21 protein-coding genes are annotated in these 25,546 nt (G+C 48.1%); 14 read left to right on the top strand and 7 right to left on the bottom strand.

Annotation, left to right across the window (positions count from 1 at the left end; all coding sequences use genetic code 11):
- Positions 1 to 86: 86 nt before the first annotated feature.
- From LAY41_RS06730 to LAY41_RS32205, 3 genes are all read right to left on the bottom strand, one after another.
- Complete coding sequence (locus tag LAY41_RS06730) at positions 87 to 1,868, bottom strand: ABC1 kinase family protein (protein WP_249095574.1); 1,782 nt, start codon at positions 1,866 to 1,868, stop codon at positions 87 to 89.
- A gap of 258 nt (positions 1,869 to 2,126) precedes the next feature.
- A complete protein-coding gene (locus LAY41_RS06725; RefSeq protein WP_249095572.1) occupies positions 2,127 to 2,453 on the bottom strand; it encodes a DUF6825 family protein in 327 nt (108 codons plus the stop codon).
- A gap of 75 nt (positions 2,454 to 2,528) precedes the next feature.
- Positions 2,529 to 4,088 (bottom strand): serine/threonine protein kinase, encoded by a 1,560-nt coding sequence (locus LAY41_RS32205; RefSeq protein WP_275973945.1) that lies wholly within the window; start codon positions 4,086 to 4,088, stop codon positions 2,529 to 2,531.
- 191 nt (positions 4,089 to 4,279) lie between these two features.
- Here LAY41_RS32205 and LAY41_RS06715 point away from each other — a divergent pair, with 191 nt between their 5' ends.
- Complete coding sequence (locus tag LAY41_RS06715; protein ID WP_249095570.1) at positions 4,280 to 6,475, top strand: iron uptake porin; 2,196 nt, start codon at positions 4,280 to 4,282, stop codon at positions 6,473 to 6,475.
- An 81-nt stretch (positions 6,476 to 6,556) separates the two neighbouring features.
- Here the strand turns inward: LAY41_RS06715 and LAY41_RS06710 are convergent, their stop codons facing one another.
- Both LAY41_RS06710 and LAY41_RS06705 read right to left on the bottom strand, forming a co-directional pair.
- Positions 6,557 to 6,913 (bottom strand): S-layer protein, encoded by a 357-nt coding sequence (locus LAY41_RS06710; protein ID WP_249095568.1) that lies wholly within the window; start codon positions 6,911 to 6,913, stop codon positions 6,557 to 6,559.
- Positions 6,914 to 6,982: 69 nt separating this feature from the next.
- Entirely contained in the window at positions 6,983 to 8,155 is a 1,173-nt protein-coding gene (locus LAY41_RS06705; RefSeq protein WP_249095567.1) for an NAD(P)/FAD-dependent oxidoreductase, read from the bottom strand.
- Between the two features lie 393 nt (positions 8,156 to 8,548).
- On the opposite strand from LAY41_RS06705, the gene LAY41_RS06700 reads away from it, so the two are divergent.
- The 13 genes from LAY41_RS06700 to LAY41_RS06640 all read left to right on the top strand — a co-directional run bounded on the left by LAY41_RS06700 (position 8,549) and on the right by LAY41_RS06640 (position 21,764).
- A complete protein-coding gene (locus tag LAY41_RS06700) occupies positions 8,549 to 8,758 on the top strand; it encodes a hypothetical protein (RefSeq protein ID WP_249095565.1) in 210 nt (69 codons plus the stop codon).
- A 384-nt stretch (positions 8,759 to 9,142) separates the two neighbouring features.
- Positions 9,143 to 9,559: a GFA family protein gene (locus tag LAY41_RS06695; RefSeq protein WP_249095563.1), complete on the top strand. Its 417-nt coding sequence runs from the start codon at positions 9,143 to 9,145 to the stop codon at positions 9,557 to 9,559.
- An 83-nt stretch (positions 9,560 to 9,642) separates the two neighbouring features.
- Positions 9,643 to 10,740, top strand: coding sequence for a 3-isopropylmalate dehydrogenase (gene leuB, locus LAY41_RS06690; RefSeq protein ID WP_249095560.1), 1,098 nt, complete (start codon positions 9,643 to 9,645; stop codon positions 10,738 to 10,740).
- A 36-nt stretch (positions 10,741 to 10,776) separates the two neighbouring features.
- On the top strand, positions 10,777 to 11,088 hold the full coding sequence (locus tag LAY41_RS06685) for a hypothetical protein (RefSeq protein WP_249095557.1): 312 nt from the start codon (positions 10,777 to 10,779) through the stop codon (positions 11,086 to 11,088).
- 480 nt (positions 11,089 to 11,568) lie between these two features.
- Positions 11,569 to 14,424, top strand: a complete 2,856-nt coding sequence (locus LAY41_RS06680; protein WP_249095554.1) for a PAS domain-containing sensor histidine kinase — start codon at positions 11,569 to 11,571, stop codon at positions 14,422 to 14,424.
- Positions 14,425 to 14,428: 4 nt separating this feature from the next.
- The gene (locus LAY41_RS06675; RefSeq protein ID WP_249095550.1) at positions 14,429 to 16,528 is read left to right on the top strand and encodes a GGDEF domain-containing response regulator; all 2,100 of its coding nucleotides are present in this window, start codon (positions 14,429 to 14,431) and stop codon (positions 16,526 to 16,528) included.
- 156 nt (positions 16,529 to 16,684) lie between these two features.
- Positions 16,685 to 17,524 carry a prepilin peptidase gene (locus LAY41_RS06670; protein WP_249095548.1) on the top strand — a complete coding sequence of 280 codons (840 nt, stop codon included), beginning with the start codon at positions 16,685 to 16,687 and terminating at the stop codon, positions 17,522 to 17,524.
- Between the two features lie 326 nt (positions 17,525 to 17,850).
- Positions 17,851 to 18,078 (top strand): hypothetical protein, encoded by a 228-nt coding sequence (locus LAY41_RS06665; RefSeq protein WP_249095546.1) that lies wholly within the window; start codon positions 17,851 to 17,853, stop codon positions 18,076 to 18,078.
- 92 nt (positions 18,079 to 18,170) lie between these two features.
- A complete protein-coding gene (gene accD / locus LAY41_RS06660) occupies positions 18,171 to 19,049 on the top strand; it encodes an acetyl-CoA carboxylase, carboxyltransferase subunit beta (protein WP_249095543.1) in 879 nt (292 codons plus the stop codon).
- Between the two features lie 157 nt (positions 19,050 to 19,206).
- Complete coding sequence (locus LAY41_RS06655) at positions 19,207 to 19,416, top strand: translation initiation factor IF-2 N-terminal domain-containing protein (RefSeq protein WP_249095541.1); 210 nt, start codon at positions 19,207 to 19,209, stop codon at positions 19,414 to 19,416.
- Positions 19,417 to 19,578: 162 nt separating this feature from the next.
- Positions 19,579 to 20,070 (top strand): photosystem II cytochrome c-550, encoded by a 492-nt coding sequence (gene psbV, locus LAY41_RS06650; protein WP_249095540.1) that lies wholly within the window; start codon positions 19,579 to 19,581, stop codon positions 20,068 to 20,070.
- A gap of 270 nt (positions 20,071 to 20,340) precedes the next feature.
- Positions 20,341 to 20,847 carry a cytochrome c6 PetJ gene (petJ, locus tag LAY41_RS06645; RefSeq protein WP_476726975.1) on the top strand — a complete coding sequence of 169 codons (507 nt, stop codon included), beginning with the start codon at positions 20,341 to 20,343 and terminating at the stop codon, positions 20,845 to 20,847.
- Positions 20,848 to 21,062: 215 nt separating this feature from the next.
- Entirely contained in the window at positions 21,063 to 21,764 is a 702-nt protein-coding gene (locus LAY41_RS06640) for a rhomboid family intramembrane serine protease (RefSeq protein WP_249095537.1), read from the top strand.
- A gap of 63 nt (positions 21,765 to 21,827) precedes the next feature.
- On the opposite strand, the gene LAY41_RS06635 is transcribed toward LAY41_RS06640, so the two are convergent.
- Both LAY41_RS06635 and LAY41_RS06630 read right to left on the bottom strand, forming a co-directional pair.
- The gene (locus LAY41_RS06635) at positions 21,828 to 24,038 is read right to left on the bottom strand and encodes a GumC family protein (RefSeq protein WP_249095535.1); all 2,211 of its coding nucleotides are present in this window, start codon (positions 24,036 to 24,038) and stop codon (positions 21,828 to 21,830) included.
- A gap of 83 nt (positions 24,039 to 24,121) precedes the next feature.
- Positions 24,122 to 25,537 (bottom strand): polysaccharide biosynthesis/export family protein, encoded by a 1,416-nt coding sequence (locus LAY41_RS06630; RefSeq protein WP_249095531.1) that lies wholly within the window; start codon positions 25,535 to 25,537, stop codon positions 24,122 to 24,124.
- Between the last annotated feature and the right edge of the window lie 9 nt (positions 25,538 to 25,546).

Here is a 25,546-nt window from a genome sequence, read left to right as displayed (position 1 = left end):
TGTCGTCAGTTTTATGCCTAAAGCCCCCGCACTTCAGTGGGGGGTTGCTGACAACTTAGGGATTAACATCAGAAATAGAACGGGAATCAGAGCATACGCTCCGATTTGTCAATCCGTCGGAGCAGCCGGATTAAAGCCACAGCCACAGCAGCTGCAATCAAAGCAGCGATCGCCGCCAGCACTACCTTATCATGAACCAGTAAGATAGTTGCTGACAGCGTAAAAGCACTGATTATTAAAGCATAAGTCGTTCCCGTCTGCGAGCTGTTGAGGCGGCGCAGAACCCGGTCTGTTTCGGTGGAACGCACCCGCACGCGCAAATCGCCCCGCTCTAGCTTTTCTAGGGTTTCCTCAATCCGGCGGGGTAAGCCTAAAGCCGTACTGCTAACTTGAGCCGCTTGACGGCCTATTTCTCCCAGCAGGCTATTAGTAGCATCGAAACCATTTCCATCGCTCATAAGCTGCATTGCAAAAGGTTTGGCAACTTCCATAAAATTAAATTCCGGATCTAAACCTTTCCCCACACCCTCCAGGGTTGAGAAAGCTCGCATCACAAAAGTGAAGGTAGCTGGGAAGCGAAACGGCTGGTCGTAGGCAATTTCATAAAGGTCATCAGTAATTTCGCTCACAGACTGATTTTCAAACGGCTTATCCATAAAGTGATCCAGCATATACTGGATCGATCGCCGCACCGGCCCCATATCATCAGCAGGGGAGAGGGCACCTAAGTTCACCAGAGAGGAAACAACCCGGTCAGCATTTTTTTGGGAAATGCCAAACAGCGTTTCCATCAACTGCTCGCGAACGTTGGTCTTTATCTTGCCCATCATGCCGAAATCGTAGAAGATCAGGGCACCTTCTGCGCTGGCGGCAAGATTTCCTGGGTGAGGGTCAGCGTGGAAGAAGCCATCGTTGAGCAGCTGTTGCAGGTAAGCTGTGGCACCCATTTTAGCTAAAGCCTTACGATCGAGCCCAGCCGTTTCCAGAGCTTCGTAGTGACTGATTTTAATCCCCGGCAGGTATTCCAAAGTTAATACCCGTGGGGAGGTATAGCGCCAGTAAACGCGAGGCACCTTTACCCAATCCTGGCCGCGAAAGTTGCGGCGGAAGGTATCGGCATTGCGACCTTCATTGAGATAATCAATCTCTTCCCACAGAATGCGGCAGCACTCCTCGTAAATTCCCAACCAATCTCGACCGCGACCCCAATCGGGATGATTTTGGAAGTAGCGAGTAATTCCCTTGAGAATTTCCAAATCGATCGTAAACAACTTCACCAGACCGGGGCGCTGCACCTTCGCCACGACTTCTTCACCCGAATGCAGCTGGGCTTTGTGTACCTGTCCCAAGCTAGCTGCGGCTAGAGGAATTGGGTCAAAGCTGCGGTAAAGTTCGGGTACTTTTTTGCCCAAATCCTGTTCGATGATGGCCTCAGCTTGCTCGTAGCTAAAGGCAGGCACCTTATCTTGCAGCTTGGTGAGTTCCTCCACATACTCGGCGGGGAACAAATCCGCACGGGTGGAGAACAGCTGACCGACTTTAATGAAAGTCGGGCCCAAATCCAGAAAAGTTTCTCGAATCCAGATGGCTTGTTTTCGGCGTCTTATGGCTCGTTTGGCATCCGTTATTCCACCTTGATAGCTCCAAGGTTTACTATCGAGCCATAGCTGAGACATTAGAGTTAAAACGAAACCCCAAATGTCCAAAAAGCGGCGCTGACTAGAGTAATTTTCTCGATTCCAGCGGTAGGCTTTTTCACTATAGGATTTTGCTGTAGCCCGCGACCAGGCTATTTCCTTCTGGGGGGCAACACCTTCGCCACGTTCGCCCTTCTCGAAAGACGGACGACTTTTATCTCGCTTCGGCATAACCGGATCATCAGGAAGGGCAGACACTTAGGTTTAGAACTTTATAAAAATCCACTTACAAAAACCACTCCTTTAGGGGTGGGATCGATCGCAAACGGCTAAAACCGCCGTCTCTTCTATACTATACAGGCGTCGCGCATTAAAGGGGGTTTGCGATCGAGGATGGTTAGACTTTCAGCACACAAAAAGCGCATCTAAACAAACAAGAATCCCACGGTTTGAAACCGTAGGACTAGAGCATCAGGTTATTTTCTAGCTTTAAACAGAACGGCTGCGATAGCGTTGCAATTCTGACCGTAATTGAGCAATTTCTGCCCTAAGTTCATCAATCGTTGCTTGCAAGTCTGTCGGTTGCGAACCCAGGGGGACGATCGCAGTAGTGGTTCGCCCCCGCACAGCAATTTCTTCGGCTCGGTTAGCTCGTTCTAGAGCTTGCTCGGTGAATTCCCGCATCCGCTCGCGTTGCTCGGCATCAAATTTGCCAAGTTCGCTCAGGGTGTTGGTAAAGGCTTGCTCTAGCTGCTCGTAGAGGGCGTCGGCAACCGCTCTGCCGACAAAAAAGGCATGAACGAGATTATGACTCATTGAATATTTTTATGGTTTCTACCCGCCCAAATTATAGCTTGCAGATCCGATCGCCTGCCTGAGATCCAAAACCGACTAAGGCTGTTGAGATGGTTCCACAGATGGGGCTACGGATTCTGAGGCGGGTATTGGAGGTAATGGCTGGACAACTGGCGGTTGGGAATTAGATGGCTCCGTAGCTGGTGCTGGTTCGGGGTTGGTTGGAGTCACAGGAGGGGCGGCTTGGGTTGCTGGCGCTTCTGTGACGGCGGGAGTCTCAGCAGGAATGGGCGTGGGAGTAGCAACAGCAGGCTGAATTGGTGCTTCTGGCTCTGGCGAAATTGTTGGCATTGGTGCGACTGGTGCTAGAGCCGATTGAGGGGTTGCCGTTGGTTGGGGCGAAGGTTTCTGAGGTACAGGATACGATCGGACTCTCAATTTTAGTCTAGAACGTCGCGTTCCGGTTGTGGAGTTTTCCTTAACGACAGGGATGTTTGGTTGAGAGTTCGATCGCGAATTTGGTGGCGAGTCGATCCCAGAGTTCGATCGCTCCTTTGGTTCTGGAGTTGCTGACGGTGGAGTCGTGGGTTCTACCGTCGGCCAGTTATTGGTGGGTGGAAAAGACTGTTCTTGCTGCAACAGGGGTTTTCCAGCGTTACCAAAGCGCAGCGTTAAGCCGAAACTTGTCCCGACGATCGCCGCCAGTCCCGCCGTAATTCCTAAAATTCTTATTCCCCAACGTTTGGATGTCTTTTGGCCATTAAAAGGCTCCTGTTCGACTTCGCCATTTGTCGGTGGCTGAGTGGTGGAGAAAAAGGATAGCGTGGGTTCGCCGATCTGGGATGCTGTATTGGGCAGCAGATTTAACCATGCGGCAACAGTTTGCGGACGGCGATCGGCTTCCATATCTAAACCCCGCAAAATCGCTTGCTCAACGGCTGGGCTGAGATTGGGGCGGAGTTGCCTTGGGTTCGGCAGGGGAATGCGATCGCGCAACGCTGCTGGCACAGGCGGTTGACCCGTTAGCAGGCAATAGAGAGTCGCCGCCAGAGCATAAATATCCGTGGCTGGACTGCGCCTACCTCGTGGTAGATATTGTTCGATCGGCGCATACCCAGCTGACAAAATACCCGTATGAGTTTGAGTAACTCCCGGCGTAAATTCGCGGGCAATTCCAAAATCAATCAGGATTACCGACTCTGTTCCTTCCCGTCGGATGATGTTTTGAGGTTTAACATCCCGATGCAGTAGCCCATTGTGATGAACAACGCTTAAAGCTGAGCCAATTTGACGAATGTAGTGAATAGCTTGGGCTTCAGCTAAGGGCTGACCTTGTTTAATCGATTCGGCCAGCGTTGGCCCTGGAATATAATCCATGACGATGAAAGACTGCCCACCCTCCTCAAAAAAATCCAGCACCCTGACAATGTTAGGATGCTGGCATTTTGCTAGTCGCTGGGCTTCGGCGATAAATTGCTCCTGAAATCTGTCAAAATCTTCGTGGCGGCGAAGATTATCATGCAGAGTTTTGATCACAACAGTTTGACCGAGATAGGTGTGGGTGGCTTTATAGGTGATGCCAAATCCACCCTGGCCAATAGCGGCATCAAGAACGTACTTGCCATTTTGAAGTGCTTTGCCAGTCGTTATGTTCATCAATTAAAGTCACTCCACGCGAGATCATCCCAGTTTTCTATCATAATGCTACTGTTTTCCTACTGACTGGCAAGGGATGTGCGGGACGATAACCAAACGCTCGTAAAATTTTGCGTAGCAAATATAACATACTGGCGCGATTCGACTTTGGTAAGGTGGCGCTATTGAATGGTGTTGAGGTGTGAGGAAAAATGCAAAAACTTTTTTGGCAGGCTTTATTAGTCAGCCCAGCAATTTTAATGGCTGGCTGTGTAATTTCTACTTCGGCTCTAGCACAGGAAGTTCACGAGAATGTTGAGCTACCCAGCAGCAACTTCCAGGAGGAAGCCATTGACTTGGGTACAGAGTTAATGGGATTTCCCGCCAGCGTTCTCTCCTTGGATTCAATTCATCGCCAACAAGTTTCAACCAAACTTTTAAAGGATGAGGTAAAGACACCGGCAGCTTCTGTTTCCCATCCTGGAGAACCAATTAATCCCCAGTCAGTTCCCGCCAATGCGGTAAAAAATGAGACGATCGCCCAAATGATATCGTTTCCGGTTGTGTCTGAATCATTATGGCCGCAGAGGGGCAACCCCACCCCCAACCCCTCCCCGTCCCACGGGGAGGGGAGAAGGAGAGAGGGGCAGAGGGGAAAAACGAACAATTCCGACGCAGACGGATTTGATATGACTTCCCTTTCACAGCTGTCTGGCGAACCAATTAATCCCCAACCAGTTCCGATGAAAAACAGCGGCATGGCGCAGGTGACACCCGTTTCACAGCTGTCTGGGGAAGCAACTAATTCCCAACCAGTTCCGGTGCAAAAGGGCGGCATGGCGCAGGTGACTTCGGTTTCTCAGCTGTCTGACGTTCAACCTACCGACTGGGCATTCCAAGCACTGCAATCTCTGGTAGAACGCTACGGTTGTATTGAAGGTTATCCCGATCGCACTTATCGCGGCAACCGCGCCCTGACTCGCTACGAATTTGCCGCTGGCTTAAATTCTTGCCTAAACCGAATACAAGAATTAATTGCCGCAGCAGGCGGCGGCGGAGTCACTCAAGAGGACATGGAAACGCTACGACGGTTGCAAGAGCAATTTAAAGCTGAACTCAGCACACTGCGCGGTCGCGTGGACGCACTGGAAGCACGCACAGCTCGACTGGAAGCCCAGCAATTTTCTACCACCACCAAACTAGGTGGTTTTGTTTCCTTCAACATCACAAACGCCACTATTGGTGGGGGCGATCGTGTGAGGGCCGAAGGATTTAACGTTTTCGCCACCCAGCGCCTTCCGAACGGTACACCGTTTGTCCGAACAGAAGATAACCCCGAAACCACCTTCAGCTATCTAGCGTGGTTAACGTTCAACACTTCCTTCACCGGGAAAGACGCACTCGTAACTCGGATAGGGGCTGGAAATGGATTTTCCCCAGCGAATCTGCTTGTTTCGGCGGGTCAGTTCAACACCACAGGTACACCTTTTCTCGATCAAACGGTTGGCCCGACTGAAAATGATGTGGTACTAGCCGAATTGTTCTACAGCTTTCCAGTTGGCGATCAGTTGCGCGTGACGGTTGGGCCAAGGATAAACTTTTATCGCCACTTTGACGGCAATCCTTTCACCATTCCAATCAATGGTGCAAGTACTTTTAACTCAATTAACAGTACCCTTTTAACTTACACCAAGCGCGGTTCTGGAGCTGTCGTAGAGTGGAACCTCAGCAAGCAATTTGAATTTCGGGCTGGCTATCTGGTGGAAAATATTGAATTTTTCTCCGGTACTCGCCCAGCATCCGATCCAAACAGAGGTTTGTTTAACGGTGCCGATACAATAACGGCTGAACTAACATTTAAACCCTCTAGAACTGCCAACATTCGCCTGCTGTATCAGCGTTCTAATCTTCCCCAAAATCAAAATGGTCAAATTGCCTTTCAGCCTGTTGTTGGGACGGCAGATGATGGTTTTGGCGGGCGCGTTCACGATGCAACTTCCGATACCTTCGGTGTTAACCTCAGTTGGTTGATTACCAAGCATTTTGGTATCTTCGGACGCTATTACTATTCGAGTACCCACATAGAGCCGATCGCAGATAACAGGGAAGAAGGAGATATCAATGCACAAAATATCCAGGCTGGACTTGCCTTCCCAGACTTGGGCAAGCCAGGGGCTCTAGCAACGGTGTCATTTGTTATACCCTATGATGTTTTAGATGGTCGCAAGTTTTTGGTGGCGGGTGGTGGCAATGGCGGTACTCAATACGACATTGAATTGAATTACTTCTACCCGGTAAGTCCGAATATTGCCATTGTTCCAGCTTTTTATATCATCCAAAATATTAACAACTTTGATGATAATCCCACTGTGTTTATAGGCAATTTGCGAACTGAATTTCGTTTCTAACTGGGTGGGCGCAGCAGTTTTACTACCCAGAAACCCGGTTTCTTGGAGAAACCGGGTTTCTTTGGGCGCAGCAGTTTTACATTAACTTGAAAAATCTGCTTTTCTTTGATTGTTTCTCAGCCGTTCTATGACTTCGGGTGGAGTATTGGGACCGATCGCACCGCAGTAATATAAGTTCATTACTGCTTTGAAAGCCCAGTCGTTGGGCGACACATCGGTGAAAGGAATTGGCAGGGTGTCTGCACGGTCTTGTACGCAAGCGTTAAGAACTTGTTCTGCTGTTGGTTGAGCTTGAGTTGTCTGTCTTTGTGACCTAAGTGGTTCGGTGTTTTGGGCTTGAGCAAAAGTTGCTAACCAAAGGGGAGACAACAGTGCTACGATCGCGATAATTCTTAATTGCATAAGCTTAGGGTTAGAAAGATTTTGGTCAATGGTCATTGGTCAATGGTCATTGGTCAATGGTCATTGGTCAATGGTCATTGGTCAATGGTCATTCGTAAATACTAATCAAAAAGCGATCGCTAACCGATCGATGATGGGGTCTTCTTCTCCCGCACAATGGGCAGCAAATCGCTGGGCTAGGGGCGGTACGAATACCAGAGGATTGGAGAATCCTGAGAATATGTAAACGCCTTCAACTCCTGGTAGCTTACCAACTACAGGAAGGCGATTGTGGCTGAAAGCAACCAAGCAGTGATGCCACGTTCCCGGCAGCTTCCCCAACGCGGGTAACACTTTCCCCACTTGGGCGCGAATGGCAGCTTCACTCGCAAGTGGATCTATTTTGGCATAGGGGTCGGTGAGAGTGCGACTGATTTGTCCCAGCCTCATTGTGCCATCTTTAAACTGAACAATCCCAGCGTCTAAAATTGGCGGTACTGGTTCGTGACCGGGTTCATCCCATAAATTATCAATTTCTGATGTGCTAGCCTGGGCTTCTAGTTGAAAGCGTTTCATCTGGGCTGGCATCACTAAGGTGTTTAGCTGGATATCAACTGGAGGGGTTTCTATCAGTTCGGCATGAGTAAAGTACAGACGTGCTGAGATACCAGCATCTTTGAGTAACTGTCGGCTAAAACCACCGGCACAGACGACAACATTGGCGCTGTGGTAAGTTTCGGCGTTGGTTTTTACTCCCAAAATGCGATCGCCTTCTTGTATAAATCCCAACACCCGCCCAATCTGCCTCTCTCCCCCAGCGCGAATCGCCGCTTGACAGTAGCCTTCGGCAGTTAATTGCGGGTTGATGTAGCCGTGTTTGACTGTCAAAGCACCGCTAATAGCATCGGGATTCAGCAGTGGTTCGATCGCACAAGCTTCTTCTACACTGAGTAACCTGGGCGGAATCGCGAAGTGGCTATAAGCAGCAGCCACTTTTTCGGGGTCGTCATCGACATCAACAGTCAGGATCAAGTCTAATTCCCGAAACTGGGTATCGATGTCCAACTCTTGGGAGAGAATGCGATTGCGATCGATTCCCTCCGCGCAGAGTTGGCGAGTCAATTCTGTTGTCCCAGACCAGTATGCCAGACCGCCGTAGCTATAGCGAGTGGCATTCTGTGGGGCATGAGTAGCGTATTGTTCTAATAATAGTACGTCAAAGCCTTTTTTCGTTAGTTCGTAGCTTAGTGCCGCACCTGTTATACCGCCGCCGATCACAATCCAATCGTAAGTTTTCATTTATAGCCGAAAAGACTGAACTTACTTCATTCTAGTCGATCGGGGCGATCGCTTCCGGTAACTCGAAGGAGCCCTTTTTAAGATGTTCAAAGTCTATAAATTGGGAAAAAGTAGATTTAAAATATTTTTAACCCCAGATGAACACAGCTGCGTAGAGCCTTATAGTAAGGCAACAACGCTTTTTTAGGATTTTTCGGACAGGCTCTTAGTGCTGATAAGTTTAAAAAACAAACTTTAACCTTATTATAAACTATATTTAATTTTTGAGATTTAAGATAAACAAGTTCGTCAAGTCTTTGGCAGACTCAATGTTTTTGGGAAAGATTACGCCCTGACAGCAAATCCTTGATGAAATATACACAATTTATCTTAGTTGTTTAGCTAGATTTATTTATGAGTGAATTTTCCAACGAAAAATGGGAGATGATCAAAAATCTTGCCGCCCGGTTGCAAGCGATAAAAAATATCTTAGAAGTTTTCACTAGAGAAACTGAGAATCTATTTTTATCTGAAGATCTATCCTCTATGAGACAACAGCTAGAGGCTGACTTTGAGAAGACTTTAGACTCTTTATTGAAGCTGATTGATGAGAATGGTTTCTAAATTACTGTATTTTTTAGATTGTTTGCATACCAGGCAATAAGTAGATACCCAGAAACCCGGTTTCTTGGACAATACCTTCGCCATTTCTTTGTAGGTTGGGTTGAGGCACGAAACCCAACCTACAAAGCTGTAGATACCCAGAAACCCGGTTTCTTGGAGAAACCGGGTTTCTAAGTACGCGGCAGTTTTACGTTTAATGATGCCCACCTACTTAGTAGTGTTAATTTAATGTAAGTTTTTCATAAAGTGGTGAAAAAAGCGTAACCTATGGTAAAATAAAGTCTAAATAAAATTAAGAATAAATTATTGGTTTCCAGCCCACGGATGAATCCGTGGTGTAAATCCTAGAATCCAAAATCCTAGAATCCAAAATCTTTTCATCGAATGACCCAAGAAAAACCTGGAACCTACGAAGGTGGCTGTCACTGCGGTGCAGTTCGCTTTCGGGTGGTTGTTGACAAGCACGAAGCCGACGAATGCAACTGTTCTATCTGCAAAAAAAAGGGTTTTTTGCATCTGATTGTGCCACCAGAAAAGTTTACCATGCTAAGTGGTGACGATGTTTTGACAACCTACAGATTTAACACAGGCGTTGCCAAACATATGTTTTGCAGTATTTGTGGCATTCACAGCTTTTATCGACCGCGATCGCATCCCAACGACTTCGATGTGAATGTGCTATGTCTGGATGGCAACGTGCTGTCAAAATTTCGCATCATTCCCTTCGACGGAGCCAATTGGGAGGAAAATATAGAACAGCTGCGATCGCGAGTGCAACCATCTAGTGAAATAGAGCAGTAGCTGAGCATTCCCATTGCCCATTGCCCATTCCAGCACCCGCAATGCAAAAATAAATAGGCAATCACTTTGAAACAGAACGATCGATGACACAGCAGCAATACCGCATCACCCTTTTACCCGGAGACGGGATTGGCCCCGAAATTATGGCAGTCGCGGTAGATGTGCTGAAAGCGGTGGGTCAGCAAGAAAACCTAACCTTTGAGTTTGAGGAAGCGCTTATCGGCGGTGGTGCAATTGATGCCACAGGCGAACCCTTACCGGCCAAGACTTTGGAAATCTGCCGCCAAAGCGATGCCGTTCTACTGGCGGCAATTGGGGGTTGGAAGTGGGATAGTCTACCATCTCATCAGCGTCCAGAACGCGGACTGCTGGGACTGCGAGCTGGATTGGGGTTGTTTGCCAACCTGCGACCGGCCAAAATTTTACCCCAGCTGATTGACGCCTCCACATTGAAGCGGGAAGTAGTTGAGGGCGTTGATATCATGGTGGTACGAGAACTCACGGGGGGAATTTACTTTGGACAACCCAAGGGAATTTTTGCTACCGAAACCGGGGAAAAGCGGGGGGTGAATACGATGGCGTACACCGAAAGCGAAATAGACCGGATTGGACGGGTAGCATTTGAAACAGCTCGCAAACGGGGCGGTAAACTTTGCTCGGTGGATAAGGCGAATGTGTTGGAAGTTTCTCAGCTATGGCGCGATCGCATCATCCAGTTAGCATCAGAATATCAGGATGTCGAGCTGAGTCATCTTTATGTCGATAATGCTGCCATGCAGCTAGTGCGGGCCCCCAAACAGTTTGACACGATCGTCACCGGCAATCTTTTTGGCGATATTCTTTCAGACGCTGCCGCCATGTTAACGGGTAGTATTGGTATGTTGCCCTCTGCCAGTTTAGGAGCTTCTGGGCCTGGTGTGTTTGAACCCGTCCACGGATCGGCCCCCGACATTGCAGGTCTTGATAAAGCTAACCCAATAGCTCAAGTTCTCAGCGCTGCGATGATGCTGCGCTATGGTTTAAATCAAGCAACAGCCGCAGACAAAATAGAGCAGGCAGTGCTGCAAGTGTTGGACAATGGTTATCGTACCGGCGACATTATGTCTGATGGTATGACGTTTGTAGGTTGCCGAGCGATGGGAGATGCTTTGCTCCAAGCGCTAGAAAATCCCCAAAACTAATCTAATCTATTCGCCAAAAGTGGCAGTTCTTGTTATATGCAGACAAATCCATTAAAAACTAGCTTAGAAAACAAGGATAGGTTAGTGGTACAAGCGTCAAAGCAAAAGGTAGAAATTAAGGGAGACAAGAAAGATTTCCCAGTGTTACCAGATCCAGCTTTACTTCAAGCCGCCCGACAGATTTACCGAGCCTACTATCAGGCCCATCCCAAGCTAGTGGAGCGCCCCATCGGTGTAGCTATTAATCGAATAACGCTGAGGGGTAAGCTGATTTTTGCTAACAAGCCGATATTGTTGCCCCAAGAAAGTTTTGTGCCGTTCGATCAGATTGAATCAGAATTGTATTAGCGGCAAAAACCGATAGCCAATCGCCCACAGCCTAGAAATGCTGGGGCTTGCGCGTACTCTCGTCAGGCTTAAGTCCTTGCCTTGCAAACGAGAGTACGCGCAAGCCGCGATTTTTAATCGCCTAGTATTTTTGACTGAGACTGGTATTAGGTACGTTGTTGCGATGCCGCGCTCTTATCCAAGTTGTTATAATACCAAATCCGGGTTGGTTACCCCATGAGAATTTTTAGCCTAAACATTGTAGAGACGTTTCATGAAACGTCTCTACAGCCTAGAGACATAAAGGGGGTAATTGTTGCGGATTTGGTATATAGCCCTTATAAGGTAGATGAGGTATGACTGACAGCTTATATAACCACTAAATTAAGAGGGCTAAAGCCCAACTACGTACCTCACTTACTTGAGAACCGCTATAAGAGCGCGGCATCGCAACTACGTACCCAGAGTGCAAGTAACTAGCAACTTGAATTAAATAGACAAATGATATTAGAAAAAATTTTTGATTCAGGAGATTTTATCCCACACGGGCATTGCTACCTGTGGAAGCCTGAGTTGGTGGGAATTCACATAATCTCGGACATTTTAATTGCGCTTGCATATTATTCCATCACGATCGCACTAATATATTTTGTTCGCAAGCGGAAAGATTTGCCCTATCCTTGGATATTCCTGCTGTTTGGTGCATTTATCGTCGCTTGCGGCACTACCCATTTAATGGAGGTTTGGACGCTGTGGCATCCGATTTATTGGCTGTCTGGGTGGCTCAAAGCGATAACGGCTGTAGTTTCACTCTACACAGCTTTGACGCTTGTACCGTTGGTTCCTAAAGCGCTAGCTCTCCCCAGTGCCGCAGAACTCTCAGCCATCAACCGTAACCTGGAAAACCAAATTTTAGAGCGCCAGCGGGTTGAGGAGGCACTGCGCCAGAGCGAAGCCCGTTATCGCGCTATCGTAGAGGATCAAACCGAACTGGTTTGTCGGTTTTTGCCCGATCGCACTTTCACGTTTGTCAACCAAGCTTACTGTCGTTACTTTGAGCGATCGCAGGAAGAACTGCTTGAACATACCTTTGCTCCTGTTATTCTCGAAGAAGATTTGGAACAAGTAGAAACACAGCTAAGTACTCTAAGTCGGGAAAATCCCGTCACAACGATCGCAAACCGCATTATCCGACCCAACGGAGAAATTCGCTTTCACCAGTGGATCAACCGGGCGATTTTTGATGAGCGAGATCGCCCGGTCGAGTTCCAAGCAGTAGGGCGGGACATCACAGAACTGAAGCGGATAGAAGAGGCACTGCGGATATCGCAAGCGCGTCTGGCTGGAATTCTAGATATTGCCGATGATGCAATTATCTCGGTAGATCCTACTCAACGTATTACTCTATTTAATAAAGGCGCGGAAAAGATCTTCGGATACAAAGCTATTGAGGCTATAGGCCAACCACTCGACCTACTTTTGCCAGAGCGCTTGGCGGCGCTTCATCGCCAGCACGTAGTGGGATTTGCGTGGTCATCCTCGCCAGCCCGCAGGATGGGCAACTGCCGCGAGATTTTCGGTCGTCGCAAAGATGGTACAGAGTTCCCGGCTGAAGCCTCGATTTCGCGGCTGGAATTGGAAGGTGAAAAAATTTTTACCGTGTTTCTGCGCGATATTACCGATCGCAAGCAGGCAGAAGAAGCTTTGCAAGAGAGTGAAAGACGCTTCCGCGCTATCTTTGACCAGACATTCCAATTCATTGCACTGCTGAAACCAGACGGTACGCTTTTAGAAGCTAACCAGACAGCGTTGGATTTTGCGGGACTGAAACACTCAGATGTTGTCGATCGTCCTTTGTGGTCAACGCGGATCTGGACTATTTCGATGGAAACCCAGAACCAATTGAAAGCCGCGATCGCGGAAGCAGCAACAGGCAAATTCGTTCGTTACGAAGTCGAGCTAATGGGTGCTGGCAATAAAATGACAACCATTGACTTTTCCCTCAAACCTGTTAAAGATGAGAAGGAAAATGTGGTTTTGCTGATTCCAGAAGGGCGCGATATTACCGATCGCAAGCACGCAGAAGCTGCATTGCAAAGAGCTTATGACGATCTAGAAGTCCGAGTTCGGGAACGAACTAAAGAACTAGCAAAAGCCAACACAGATTTACAGATGGAGATTGCCGATCGCCTTCGCGTGGAGGCAGAACTGGAAACCCGCATAAAGCAGCAGGCAGCGGTGGCTCAACTCGGTCAACAAGCACTTGCCGACAAAAACCTTTCCACTATTTTGACGCAAGCTTGTGCGATTTTAGCACAAACTCTTGAGTTGGAGTACAGCAAGGTTTTAGAACTCCTTTCGGGTGGGGAAGCTTTGCTGCTGCGGGCTGGTGTAGGTTGGCAAGAAGGATTGGTGGGAAGCGCAACAGTGGGTTCTGGGATGGATTCCCAAGCTGGCTACACCTTGCTTTCGAGCGATCCGATCGTTGTGGAAGACTTACGCACGGAAGTACGGTTTAGTGGCCCATCTCTGCTTCGCGAGCATGGAGTTGTCAGCGGTATGAGTGTCATAATCCAACAAGGTAGCGATCGCCCTTTTGGAGTCTTGGGAGTGCATACAACCAGACAGCGAAAATTCACTCAAGATGACCTTCACTTTCTCCAAGCTGTCGCTAATGTGCTTTCTTCTGCTCAAGCCCGCCAGCAGGCAGAACACCAAATTCAGGCATCTCTCAAAGAGAAAGAGGTGTTGCTCAAAGAAATTCACCATCGTGTCAAAAACAATTTGCAGGTCATTTGCAGTCTGCTCGGCCTTCAGTCCCGGTCTATCAATGATAAATTAACAAGTGATATATTCAAAGAAAGTCAAAATCGCGTTAGATCGATGGCACTTATCCACGAAAAGTTGTATCGCTCTAAAGACATGACAAAAATTGATTTTGCTCAGTATATTCGTGAATTAGCTACTAATTTGTTTCGTTCTTACGGAATAAGAAATAACGATGTAAATCTGAATATTGATGTTAGCAATAATATTTTTCTTGATGTTGACACAGCAATTCCTTGTGGCCTGATTATCAACGAGCTTGTTTCCAATTCTTTGAAATATGCTTTTTGCGAAGGAGAAAAAGGTGAGATTGGCATTATATTTTATCCGTTTGAAGAGGATAATTTAGTACTGATTGTTAGGGACAATGGTGTGGGATTGCCAGCAGATTTAGATATGAAAAATACGAATACTTTGGGGTTAAAATTAGTTAATGGTTTGGTCAATCAGTTGAAAGGTAATATCGATCTGAATTCCAGTGCGGGTACGGAGTTTAAGATTGTATTTACAGGAGTTCAAATAGAGCAATGACAATATGTTAACAAAAAATGCGATGATTGATAGCACCACAATTTTAGTGGTAGAAGACGAAAGCATCGTTGCTATAGACCTACAAAATATTTTAGAGAATTTAGGTTATAAAGTAGCGGCGATCGCAAATACTGGCATTGAAGCAATTCAAAAAGCAGATGAAATTAAACCGTGTTTAGTGTTAATGGATATTAGGTTAAAAGGAGAAATAGACGGAATAGAAGCGGCGGAACAAATTCTTTCGCGTTTCGATATACCCGTAATATATTTGACTGCTTATGCTGATGAAGAAACGTTAGAGCGGGCTAAAAAGACAAGTCCATTTGGATATATTATCAAACCTTTTGAAGAAAGAGAATTAAATATTACTATTGAGATAGCTATTTACAAACATAAGATGGAAAAGCAAATAAAAGAAAATGCTAAATGGCTTTCCACCGTACTCAAAAGCATTGGCGATGGCGTGATTGCTAACGATACCAAGGCGTGTGTCACTTTTATGAATCCGATCGCCGAAGCACTCACTGGCTGGCAGCAGTCAGATGCGATCGGTAGAAATTCGACAGAAGTATTTAATATTGTCGATGAAGTAACCCGTATTACCATTGAAAGTCCTGTAACCAAAGCACTTAATGAAGGTAATATTTTCAGTCTGCCGGAAAAGACTTTGCTTATAGCTAGAAATGGTACAGAAGTACCGATTGGTGATAGCGTTGCACCGATCAAAGACGATAAAGAAAACGTTATGGGTGCGGTTTTGGTGTTCTGGGACATGACCGATCGGAGGGACGCAGAGGAAAGATTGCGGTATCAGGCTTTTCACGATGCGCTGACAGGTTTGCCAAACCGCGCCTTGTTCTTGGAACGGCTCGATCGTGCGTTTAAGCGAGCAAAACGAGAGCGGGATTATTTGTTTGCAGTGTTATTCCTGGATATTGACCGTTTTAAAATTGTCAACGACAGTTTTGGGCACACGATCGGAGATCGGTTGCTGATTGCGATCGCGCAAAGGTTAGAAAATAGCTTACGCACCGCTGACACAGTTGCGCGTCTGGGGGGAGATGAGTTCGCTATCCTTTTGGAAGATATCGAAAATATCAACGATGCCTGTCGCGCTGCTGACCGAATTTTGAGCGAACTGAGTTCGCCCTTCAACATAGACGCATACGAAACCTTCACCAATGCAAGCATCGGTATCGTCTGTAGCTTGTCGAGTTACGAACGGGCAGAAGATTTGATCCGCGACGCCGACATCGCTATGTACCGTGCCAAATCGCTTGGGAAGGGACGGTATCAGGTGTTCGATACAGCCATGCACCTTCAAGTAATAGCGCTCTCGCAGTTAGAAAACGACCTGCGACGAGCGATCGATCGCTGCGAGTTTCAAGTCTACTACCAACCAATTGTATCCCTAGCAACCAGCAAAATTGTCGGATTCGAGGCGCTAGTGCGCTGGCAGCATCCCCAACGCGGCTTAGTGCCTCCAGGTGAGTTCATTCCGCTAGCCCAAGAAACAGGGGCGCTCATGCAAATCGACTGGTGGGTAATGCGCTCAGCGTGCCGCCAAACGCGGCTATGGCAGCAGCAAATTCCCACTTCCTCACTTTTGACAATCAGCGTAAATCTTTGTAGCAAACACTTTGCCCAATCAAACCTAATCGAACAAATCGATGGAGTTCTGCGGGATACTGGTTTAGCTGCCACCAGCTTAAAGCTAGAAATTACAGAAAGCGCTATCATCGAAAATGCCGAATCTGCGGCTGCCACACTCTCCCAATTAAGAGCTTTGGGAATTCAACTGTCCATTGATGATTTCGGCACCGGCTATTCATCTCTTAGCTATCTTCACCGCTTCCCAGTTAATACGCTCAAGATCGATCGCTCTTTTATTAACAACATGGGTGAAGATAGGGAGAGTTCGGAGATTGTCAGAACTATCGTGATGTTAGCTCATAACCTAGGGATAGACGTAATTGCAGAAGGGGTGGAAACGAGACAGCAATTGACAAAATTGAGGGAGTTGCAATGCGAATACGGGCAAGGGTATTTCTTTTCTAGGCCGTTGCCATCTCAAGAGGCAGAGAAGTTGATAGCGATCGAGTAATATCGTTTCCGGTTGTGTCTGAATCATTATGGCCGCAGAGGGGCAACCCCACCCCCAACCCCTCCCCGTCCCACGGGGAGGGGAGAAGGAGAGAGGGGCAGAGGGGAAAAACGAACAATTCCGACGCAGACGGATTTGATACAAGAGCTATAAAACATGGATATCTTAATAATGTTGCCCGTGGTTTTGTTTGTCTTCGTACTGGGGGCGTCTGTTGGTAGTTTTCTCAATGTTGTGGTTTACAGGTTGCCAGCTGGGTTATCTCTGCTGTTTCCTCCCTCTCGCTGTCCTCAGTGTCTCAATAGATTAAAAGCTTATGACAACGTACCCGTGTTTGGCTGGCTGTGGTTGCGGGGGCGCTGTCGCTACTGTAGAAATGCGATCGCGGTACGCTATCCTTTAGTGGAAGCCGCAACGGGCATTTTGTTTTTGTTGGTTTTCTTGAAGTTTGGCAGTATTGGAGAAACGCTTGGCTATTGGCAAACGTTGGGTTACTGCGCTTTTTTGAGCTGGCTTTTGGCTTTGTCGCTGATCGATCTCGATACCATGACTCTACCCAATTCCTTAACTCAGTCTGGGTTATTGGCGGGTTTGGTATTTAAAGGTGCGATCGGTTTCCTGACAGCAAATAACTTAGCAGGCTCGATTAACCAAGTGATGTCGGGTATCGTCGGTGCCGTGCTGGGTATATGGTTGTTTGACGCGATTATTGTGGTCGGATCGATCGTTTTTGGGCAAGCCGCTATGGGTGGAGGAGATGCCAAATTGGCGGCGATGATGGGTGCTTGGCTGGGTTGGAAGTATTTGCTGCTGGCTGGGTTTTTGGCTTGTGCGCTGGGGTCTTTTGTGGGTGGCGGCGCGATCGCGCTTGGCTTGCTAAATCGCCGTCAACCGATGCCTTTTGGCCCCTTTCTGGCACTGGGAGCCGGGTTGACGGTTTTTTTCGGTCAGGATATTTTAGCCACATACCTACAATTATTTTTCCCCCTCATCTGACATTTCGACTGCAACTTGGGATGAGGTGACATGACTCCGACCTAAAGGTACGGAGCTTCTAAGAATCACTTCTTAGTCTTCCTAGTTGTTCCCTTTCGACTGCGCTCAAGGCGAGCCTTGCGGGTTTTCGACTTTGACCTAGACTGAGATATCTCAGTCCCTGGCAAACCGTCTGCATAGGCGTTTTGGATTCCCGACTGCCCATCGGTACTAATTAGTTCTATTCCCCTATCTTAACATATTTAGCGGCATTGCATCTGCCACCAAATATAAAGCCGTGCTAGAAGCACGGGGTTTTAAACCCAACTTTCTGATAAAATCAACCTGTGTCTTGGATCTCGCTGAAAACCACTTCTACCCGCTGGGAAGCGGAACTAATGCAGCAAATCCTCGCTGCACATCAAATCCCGACCCGAATTATCGACTTGGGGATTGCTTCATATATGGGAACGGGTAGCCCTGCAGCTTTGCAGGTGCGATCGCAAGATCGGTGGACAGCCCTGCTTCTACTCAGCCCGCTGGAAGAGGAGCAAGCGCCAGAAGAAGATACTTGAGTAATTTGACCGAGTACGCACTTAAAAAGCGATTAACAAGTTAGCAATTAGCAATTAACAATTAACAAAATTAAAAGGAATTTACTGTCTTCATGTCTTTGTTTGATTGGTTTGCCAATAGAAAAAAATCCAGTCCTATCAGTCCAGAACGACAAGAGCGCGAGATTGCGGATGGGCTGTGGACGAAATGCGAAGCTTGCAGCGTGATGGCTTACACCAAAGATCTGCAAGTTAATCAGATGGTTTGCCGGGAGTGCGACCATCATATGCGGATCTACAGCAACGAGCGCATCCGCCAGCTGATAGATGCAAATACCTGGGAGCCGATTGACGAGGGACTGCGCCCTGGCGATCCGTTACAGTTTCGCGATCGCAAAACGTACCGCGATCGTCTCAAAGAAACCCAAGAAAAAATCGGCCTTTCCGATGCCGTGCAAACCGGTTTGGGGAAAATGGAAGGTAACCCAGCCGCACTGGGCGTCATGGACTTCCGATTCATGGGCGGTAGTATGGGCTCCGTCGTAGGAGAAAAACTCACCCGTCTAGTAGAACAAGCTACCCAGCAAGGCTTACCAGCGATCGTTGTTTGTGCCTCCGGCGGAGCCAGAATGCAAGAGGGAATGCTCAGCCTGATGCAGATGGCTAAAATTTCCGCTGCTCTGCAACGCCACAGAGAAGCCAAACTGCTATACATTCCAGTTTTGACTCACCCCACAACTGGGGGTGTGACTGCGAGTTTTGCCATGTTAGGAGACATCATTGTGGCAGAACCAAAAGCCACGATTGGGTTTGCCGGACGGCGGGTGATCGAGCAAACCGTGCGAGAAAAGCTGCCTGACGATTTTCAAACCGCTGAGTATCTCCTACAGCACGGCTTTGTGGACGCGATTGTGCCCAGAACCAGACTCAAATCAACCCTGGCTCAGCTGATTCGCCTGCACTCAAGAGAGGGGCTAGGGGCTAGGGGCTAGGGACTAGGGGAAGAGGGGAAGAGGAGCAGAGGGGCAGAGGGAAGAAGATTGTTCCACTCAGCACTCAGCACTCAGCACTACTCAATAACTATCTTGGGAAAGGTACCGCTCAGTGGCATGATTATGAGAGTGGCTCAATCTTTCGTAAAGAACCAGTATGGGTTTTGCAGATCTGTCGATCGCAGAAATAGCGGCTGACTACAACACTTCAGTGGCAGAAGTGTTACAGCTTTGCGATCGGTTGGGAATAAACTATAAAAACCCTCAGACTCGTTTGGCCTTGGAGGACGTGAAAGCAATCATTTCCGAAATTATGGCTAAAAGAAATTGCTCAGGCAGCGATCGACAGGAAGATTCCTCCCTGTAATCGAACAGTTGCTCAGCTTCTGAAGTAGATTATCCCGACCATTGCCGATCATTTGGGCTAGAGCCATCCCGCGAACCCTAGTGATAGGTCTGCCGATCGAATAGGGCAGATTGAGCCCACCTGCTATATCCAATCACCGAGCCTGATTGTTTTGGGAGTACCATGCTTAAAAAATACGTCTTGCTTGCTGTGGCTACCGTATTATTCACCTTTCAGATGGTTGTCGGAAACGCATTTGCCGTCGAACTCGACGCCGCAACCCGCACGGTGCAAAAAAATGGAGCCGGTGACAGCGTTGTCCTGAGCCTAAAACAAGTTCAAGAAGGCAAACGCCTGTTTAATAGTGCCTGTTCTCAATGTCACAATGGCGGGATCACAAAGACCGACCCCAACCTGGGACTCGAGCCGGAAACCCTCTCTCTAGCGACGCCGCCCCGCAATAACATCGAAGCATTGGTGGATTACATGAAAGATCCCACCACCTATGATGGCGAAACCTCGATCGCTGAGCTACATCCCAGCAAGAAGAGCGCCGATATTTTCCCGGAAATGAGAAATCTTACCGACGAAAACCTCACAGCGATCGCCGGTCATATTCTGCTCCAGCCAAAAGTCGTGGGTGCTAGGTGGGGAGGCGGCAAAATCTATTATTAAAGCCGTCTTTTAACAAGCCTAAGCAACATCAGAAAGTTAGGCATCCAATCCGGCGTCAATTACTTTGAGTTCCCCATCTGTTGACGATTTTGGCTACTTACCTGGGTGTGATGCTGGTAAGCTCCGACCGTAGCACCCCAAGATCTGTTATGTGGGGGGAGCGACCTTACCAAACCCGCAAGTGTCTCTCTCCCTAATTTTCCTGGCAATTTCATAACGGTAAGAGCCTGAGCGGTAAAATAATTTTTTGGGTAACTTCAGTACAAAAATGTGCTGAAAATATTGAGAGCAGAAGTTACCGTAGGGGCTGGGTTTAAGCTCACCCCTACAACCGAGAACGGCAGCTACCCTCCCGCCGGAGGAATAAAAAAAGCTGCGACTGCGATCGGTTCGGTTCGCACAGATTTGCTGTTGAGAGTACACATTGAGTTGAGGAGAACCCCCTTGAGAAAATTAGTATCGGTTGTACTGCTGACGATCGCAGTCTTCACATTTGCCTTGGGTCGTCCTGCCCTGGCAGAAGGAGATGTAGCCAATGGTGCCAAAATCTTTAGTGCCAACTGCACTGTCTGTCACGCGGGTGGTAGAAACCTCATTATGGCCCCTAAAACCCTGAAGAAAGATGCCCTGGAGAAGTACGGTATGTATTCTCTAGAGGCAATTACAACCCAGGTGACGAAAGGTAAAGGTGCCATGCCCGCCTTTGCTGGTCGTTTGAAAGCTCAGCAGATAGATGATGTAGCGAGCTACGTGCTATCTCAAGCCGAAAAGTGGTAACTGCTGGCTAAACACTACAGGACTTACGCATAAGGCAGCAAAGCATGGGATATGGGGCATAAGAATTTACTTTCTCACTCCTTGACAAGGAGCCGCTCCGATCCTCTGCTAGCTGTTGAAATGGGTAAGTCCTCAGATTTTATCCGCAAGTTAGACGACATCCCCTAAAGTCATAGGCTATCCTTCAGCTTGATGATGCTCTTGGAAAAACGCCTGTGGTTCCCCTTCGCGATAACAATCCCACAGTAATCACTCCGTATGTCACTTACGGGCTGATTGCGGTTAATATTCTCGTTTTTTTATATGAACTGACTTTGCCACCAGCGCAATTGGAAGGATTTTTCCATCTTGCGGCTATAGTGCCGCGAGAACTATCAGCCAGCTTTTCGGGCATATCCGTAAATCAGCAGGTGCCAGAGTGGATGACGCTGTTTACGTCACAATTTCTGCACGGTGGTTTTTTGCACTTGGCGGGCAATATGCTGTTCCTGTGGATTTTTGGCAATAACATTGAAGATAAGTTGGGTCACGTCAAATATTTGATTTTCTATCTGGCTTGCGGTGCTTTGGCGGGATTAGCCCAGTGGTTTTTTTCAGCTGCTTCTCCAGTCCCTTCGCTAGGTGCTTCCGGTGCGATCGCAGGCGTGCTGGGAGCTTACATTCTCAGGTTCCCAAAGGCACAAATTCTCACACTTTTTGGATATTTCGTGACGACTGTTCCTGCGTACTTCTTTCTGGGTTTATGGTTTATACAGCAAGCCTTCTACGGCGTTGCCAGTCTCAATGCTCCCGCCAACATCGGCATGGAATCCGGTGGAATTGCCTACTGGGCTCACGCAGGTGGCTTTGTCTTCGGAGCAATTTTAGGCCCCCTGTTGGGGTTGTTTGACGATCGCTCTTCGTCCGAGCCGTTTTAGATTTTAAATTTCATATTTTTAAATCTAAAATCTAAAATTTAAAATCTAAAATTTCCCTAGCCCCTATTTTCTTTTGACTTTTGACTTTTGACTTTTGACTTTTGTTGACTCTTGGGCTTGTTTTTCCGACAAGTTTTCTGGTTCGGCTACTACCGACTCCTGCGGTTCGGCGCTAGAGGTAGGCATCGGAAGTGGGATGTCCGCCCCATTGATGATGGCACCCAACAGCCGCAGTTCTTCTGATTCGTTGAGTTGATCTATAGCCTCCGTCAACATACTCTCAGCTATGTAACCTGGTCGGGTCACGAGTACAATGCCATCGGTTAGCGGCTCCAGTAACAGAGCGTCATTGCAGAGGCTGAGGGCTGGTGTATCAACGATAACCATGTCAAAACGACCGCGCACATCTTCAAGTAAGCGTTGAAACTCGCTGGATTCTAGAATAGCTGACGGTTGCCGCAAGGGGCCCGGACTCGGTACTAAGTATAAATTTTCCACTTCCGGTACAAGACGGATACATTCATTCCACGTACTGTAGTAGCGCAAAGGTTCCACATAGGCATCGGGATCGGGTGCGACTTTAAGAGCTTTAGCAAGGGATGGCGATCGCAAATCCGCTTCGATCAGCAGCGTCCGCTTACCAGCGCGGGCAGAGGCTATTGCCAGGTTATAAGCCGTTAGGCTCTTACCTTCTTCATTAATCGTGCTGGTCAACAAAATCACCTTCACAGGTTTATCGCTGGTACGGCGCAGATTAGTGCGGATACGTTCGTACACTTCCAGATAGGGAGAATCTGGTGCTACCAGAACTGGGATACCGTCGCTCACGGGGTCGATCGTCATAATGTAAGGCACGATGCCCAAAAGCTGCACCTCTTGTTGCAGCAGCAAGCCTCGGATATCCTCCATTGTTTGGAGTATACCGCCCAGCATTCCCAGCAAGAAAATTAACCCGCCGCCTACAGCTACTCCAGCCAAGGCTCCGATTGCGATCGTCAAGATAGGATTGGAACCAGCCAGGACTATCTCATGAGCTTCTGCCTGTTTGACAATGCTCAAGCTGCTAACCGTCTCTGCCTCTGCTGCCTGTGCATCCACCAAAGCCGCCTGCATCCTGCTGTAGAGATTTTGTTTTAGTCCGAAACGCTCTTGCAAGCGTGCTAATTCGAGTTGTTTATTGGGGATAGTAGCGTATTCCCGCCTGAGAGTCTTTTCTTGCTGGACGATCGTACTCAACTGTTGCACAAGCGCATCTTGCTGGGTCTTTAAGGCGATCAGCTGTTGTGCCAGCGCTTGTCGGGCTGGGTCTAGGCTGCTGTCTTGGCGAATTTGAGCGCCGCTTTGGATGGGTGCCGCTATACCGTTCCCGCCAATCACCTCAGCCGCTCTACCTCTGAGCAGGTTTTCGTAAGATTGTTGCTGCTTGCGTAACGCAATTATATTTGGGTGTTCAGGCCGGAGATCTTTCTTGAGAATCTCTAGCTGAGTTTCCGTCTGATAAATCTGAGCCCGCAGATTGGCAATAATGGGGTCGGCACTAAGAGCCGAAGAAGCATAAGCCTGGTCAGGTGTCAATCCTAACCGTTGCTGCAAGCTGCGAATTTGCGCGTCAATCCCCTGCAATTGGAATTGAATCTGCCGCTGCTGAGCTTGACCCCCAGTAATACCTTGAATCAAACTACCATTCTCGGCTGCCAACAAAATTGGCCCTTCTTGCTTGGTATACTTTTCGACTTCTTGCTCTGCTGCCCGAAGTTCCTTCTCAGCTGGCGGCAACCGTTTATTGATTTCGGTGATGATCGATCGCAAGCGCTGCGTGTTAATAAAACGGCTGCGCTCAACCATGCCCACCATCACTGTGTTGATTACTTTAGTGACGTTTTCGTTTGTTTTATCTGAGTATTCAATTGTCAGCAGAGGTGGTGGAGCCGGTTGTCCCTTAGCAGGCGCTTTGGGTAGCTTAACATCGATCTTCTTGAATACTTCCCTGGGTTTTGCCTTGATTTGCGACGCCGCCGCCTTCACCACATCCTCATTGAGGAGCAAATCGACATTGACGCCCTGTCCCTGCTGTTGAATGTCAGTTCCTGTCTTGGAAAAAATTACTGGCGGTTGAGTTAAAGTAATGATGCCTTCACCCTCGTATTCGGTGGGTGGTGGTGGCTGTAACGCCACGAAACTGGCTGCCCCCACAATCATAATACAGGCAACTATTCCCTTCCATTTGTGCTGGTCGAAGGCGATCAGATAACGCTTAACAATAGGTGAAGTCATGGCAATTTTAGATTTAAGATTTTAGATTTTAGATTTTATTAATTTCAAATTTTAAATCTAAAATCTGAAATCGGCAATTATTTTTAATTACCGTCTCCGTTGTCTGAGCCAGGGCCGAACAGATCGTTAGCACTGTTGCTCAACGAGCGGAAGAAGAGGAGAAAACCGAGAATATCTCGAAATGGTTGGGTAAAGGTATTGAGCGCGTAAGTAATCCGACCTACAAGATTGCGACCGATCACAATCACATCGTTGTCTCGCAGGGGAACATTTTGAGAAGCATCGCCAAATAAAGCTCGTTTGCCATTGAGTTCTCTGACGATCGCTCTCCCTCGTTCTTGGTCAAACCGGATCAGCGCCACCTTGGTGAGATCCGCAACTTGGAGATTGGGACTGGCAGCTGTGAAGGCATCAAGAAAAGTACTGCCATTTGGAAGGCGAATATTACCCAACGCCTGATTAGGATAGCTTAAAACGCGGATGTTGATAACTTGCTGCGACAGGGTGGATTTAGCTACGAGCTGACGATCGTAAGTGGCGTCGTTTCCCACTTCCAGTTGAGGTACAATCACCGCATCCCCATCCTCCAGACGCAAATCGGGCAGAGGATCTCCTGCTGCTAGAGGGGTAAACAAATCTATGGGTTGCTCAATAAAAGAGCCATCCAGCAAGAAGCGACGCACGCGGATTTGGCGTAGGTCAGCTTGGATTGTACTCCCCCCCGCTGTCAGCAGCGCCGCAGTGAGGCGCGGCGGGAAGCCCAGGTTATAGAAACCCGGTTTGACGACTGCGCCGGTTATGGTGACTTGAACCGGACGCTGACCTCCTAGAGACACATTGACTACCGGATCGATTACGTAGCGATTTAACCCCAAGCGAATCTTTTCTTGGACTTCTGCCAGAGTCAGACCTCCTACTGATATTGTTCCCAGCAAGGGCACCACAATTTTGCCTTCGGGACTAACGTTGGTACTAAAGCTCAGGTCTGCAAAGCGTTGAGTAATAACAGAAACGGTATCTCCGGGGCCGAGTCGGTAGGGGCCAAACTGGGGACTGGTCTGAAAGCGCTGGGGGGTATTTTGGAGTTCAAAGGGAACGACTGGTATGGTTACGGGTAACTGCGCTAAAGAATTTTGGATTTTGCGCGAAGTGGGCGTCTTGGCGGTTCCCGTCACGATGCCCACCGAAGCACCAGAGGATTTTGGATTTTGCGCGAAGTGGGCGTCTTGGCAAGCGAGTGTGGTCTTGGGGGTTTCCCCCATGAACACCTCGCGCTGGTTCCCGTCACGATGCCCACCGAAGCACCAGAGGATTTTGGATTGAATTTTTTTCTTTTCAATTGGCAATTTTAAATCGGAAATCTGCAATTCCCCTGCTGCCCAGCTTTTTTCAGGAATCGTCCAAAATAACGATGTGCCGGTTAGCAGGAGTGTGCTACCAGTGTGAAGAGTAAGCAGGTGAATTGCAGTTAACCGTCGCCGGAAAAGAACCCCTTTCATTTTTAATTT

This window comes from Argonema galeatum A003/A1, from assembly GCF_023333595.1.
GTDB classification, from domain to species: domain Bacteria; phylum Cyanobacteriota; class Cyanobacteriia; order Cyanobacteriales; family Aerosakkonemataceae; genus Argonema; species Argonema galeatum.
This window is presented reverse-complemented; position numbering and strand designations above follow the sequence as displayed.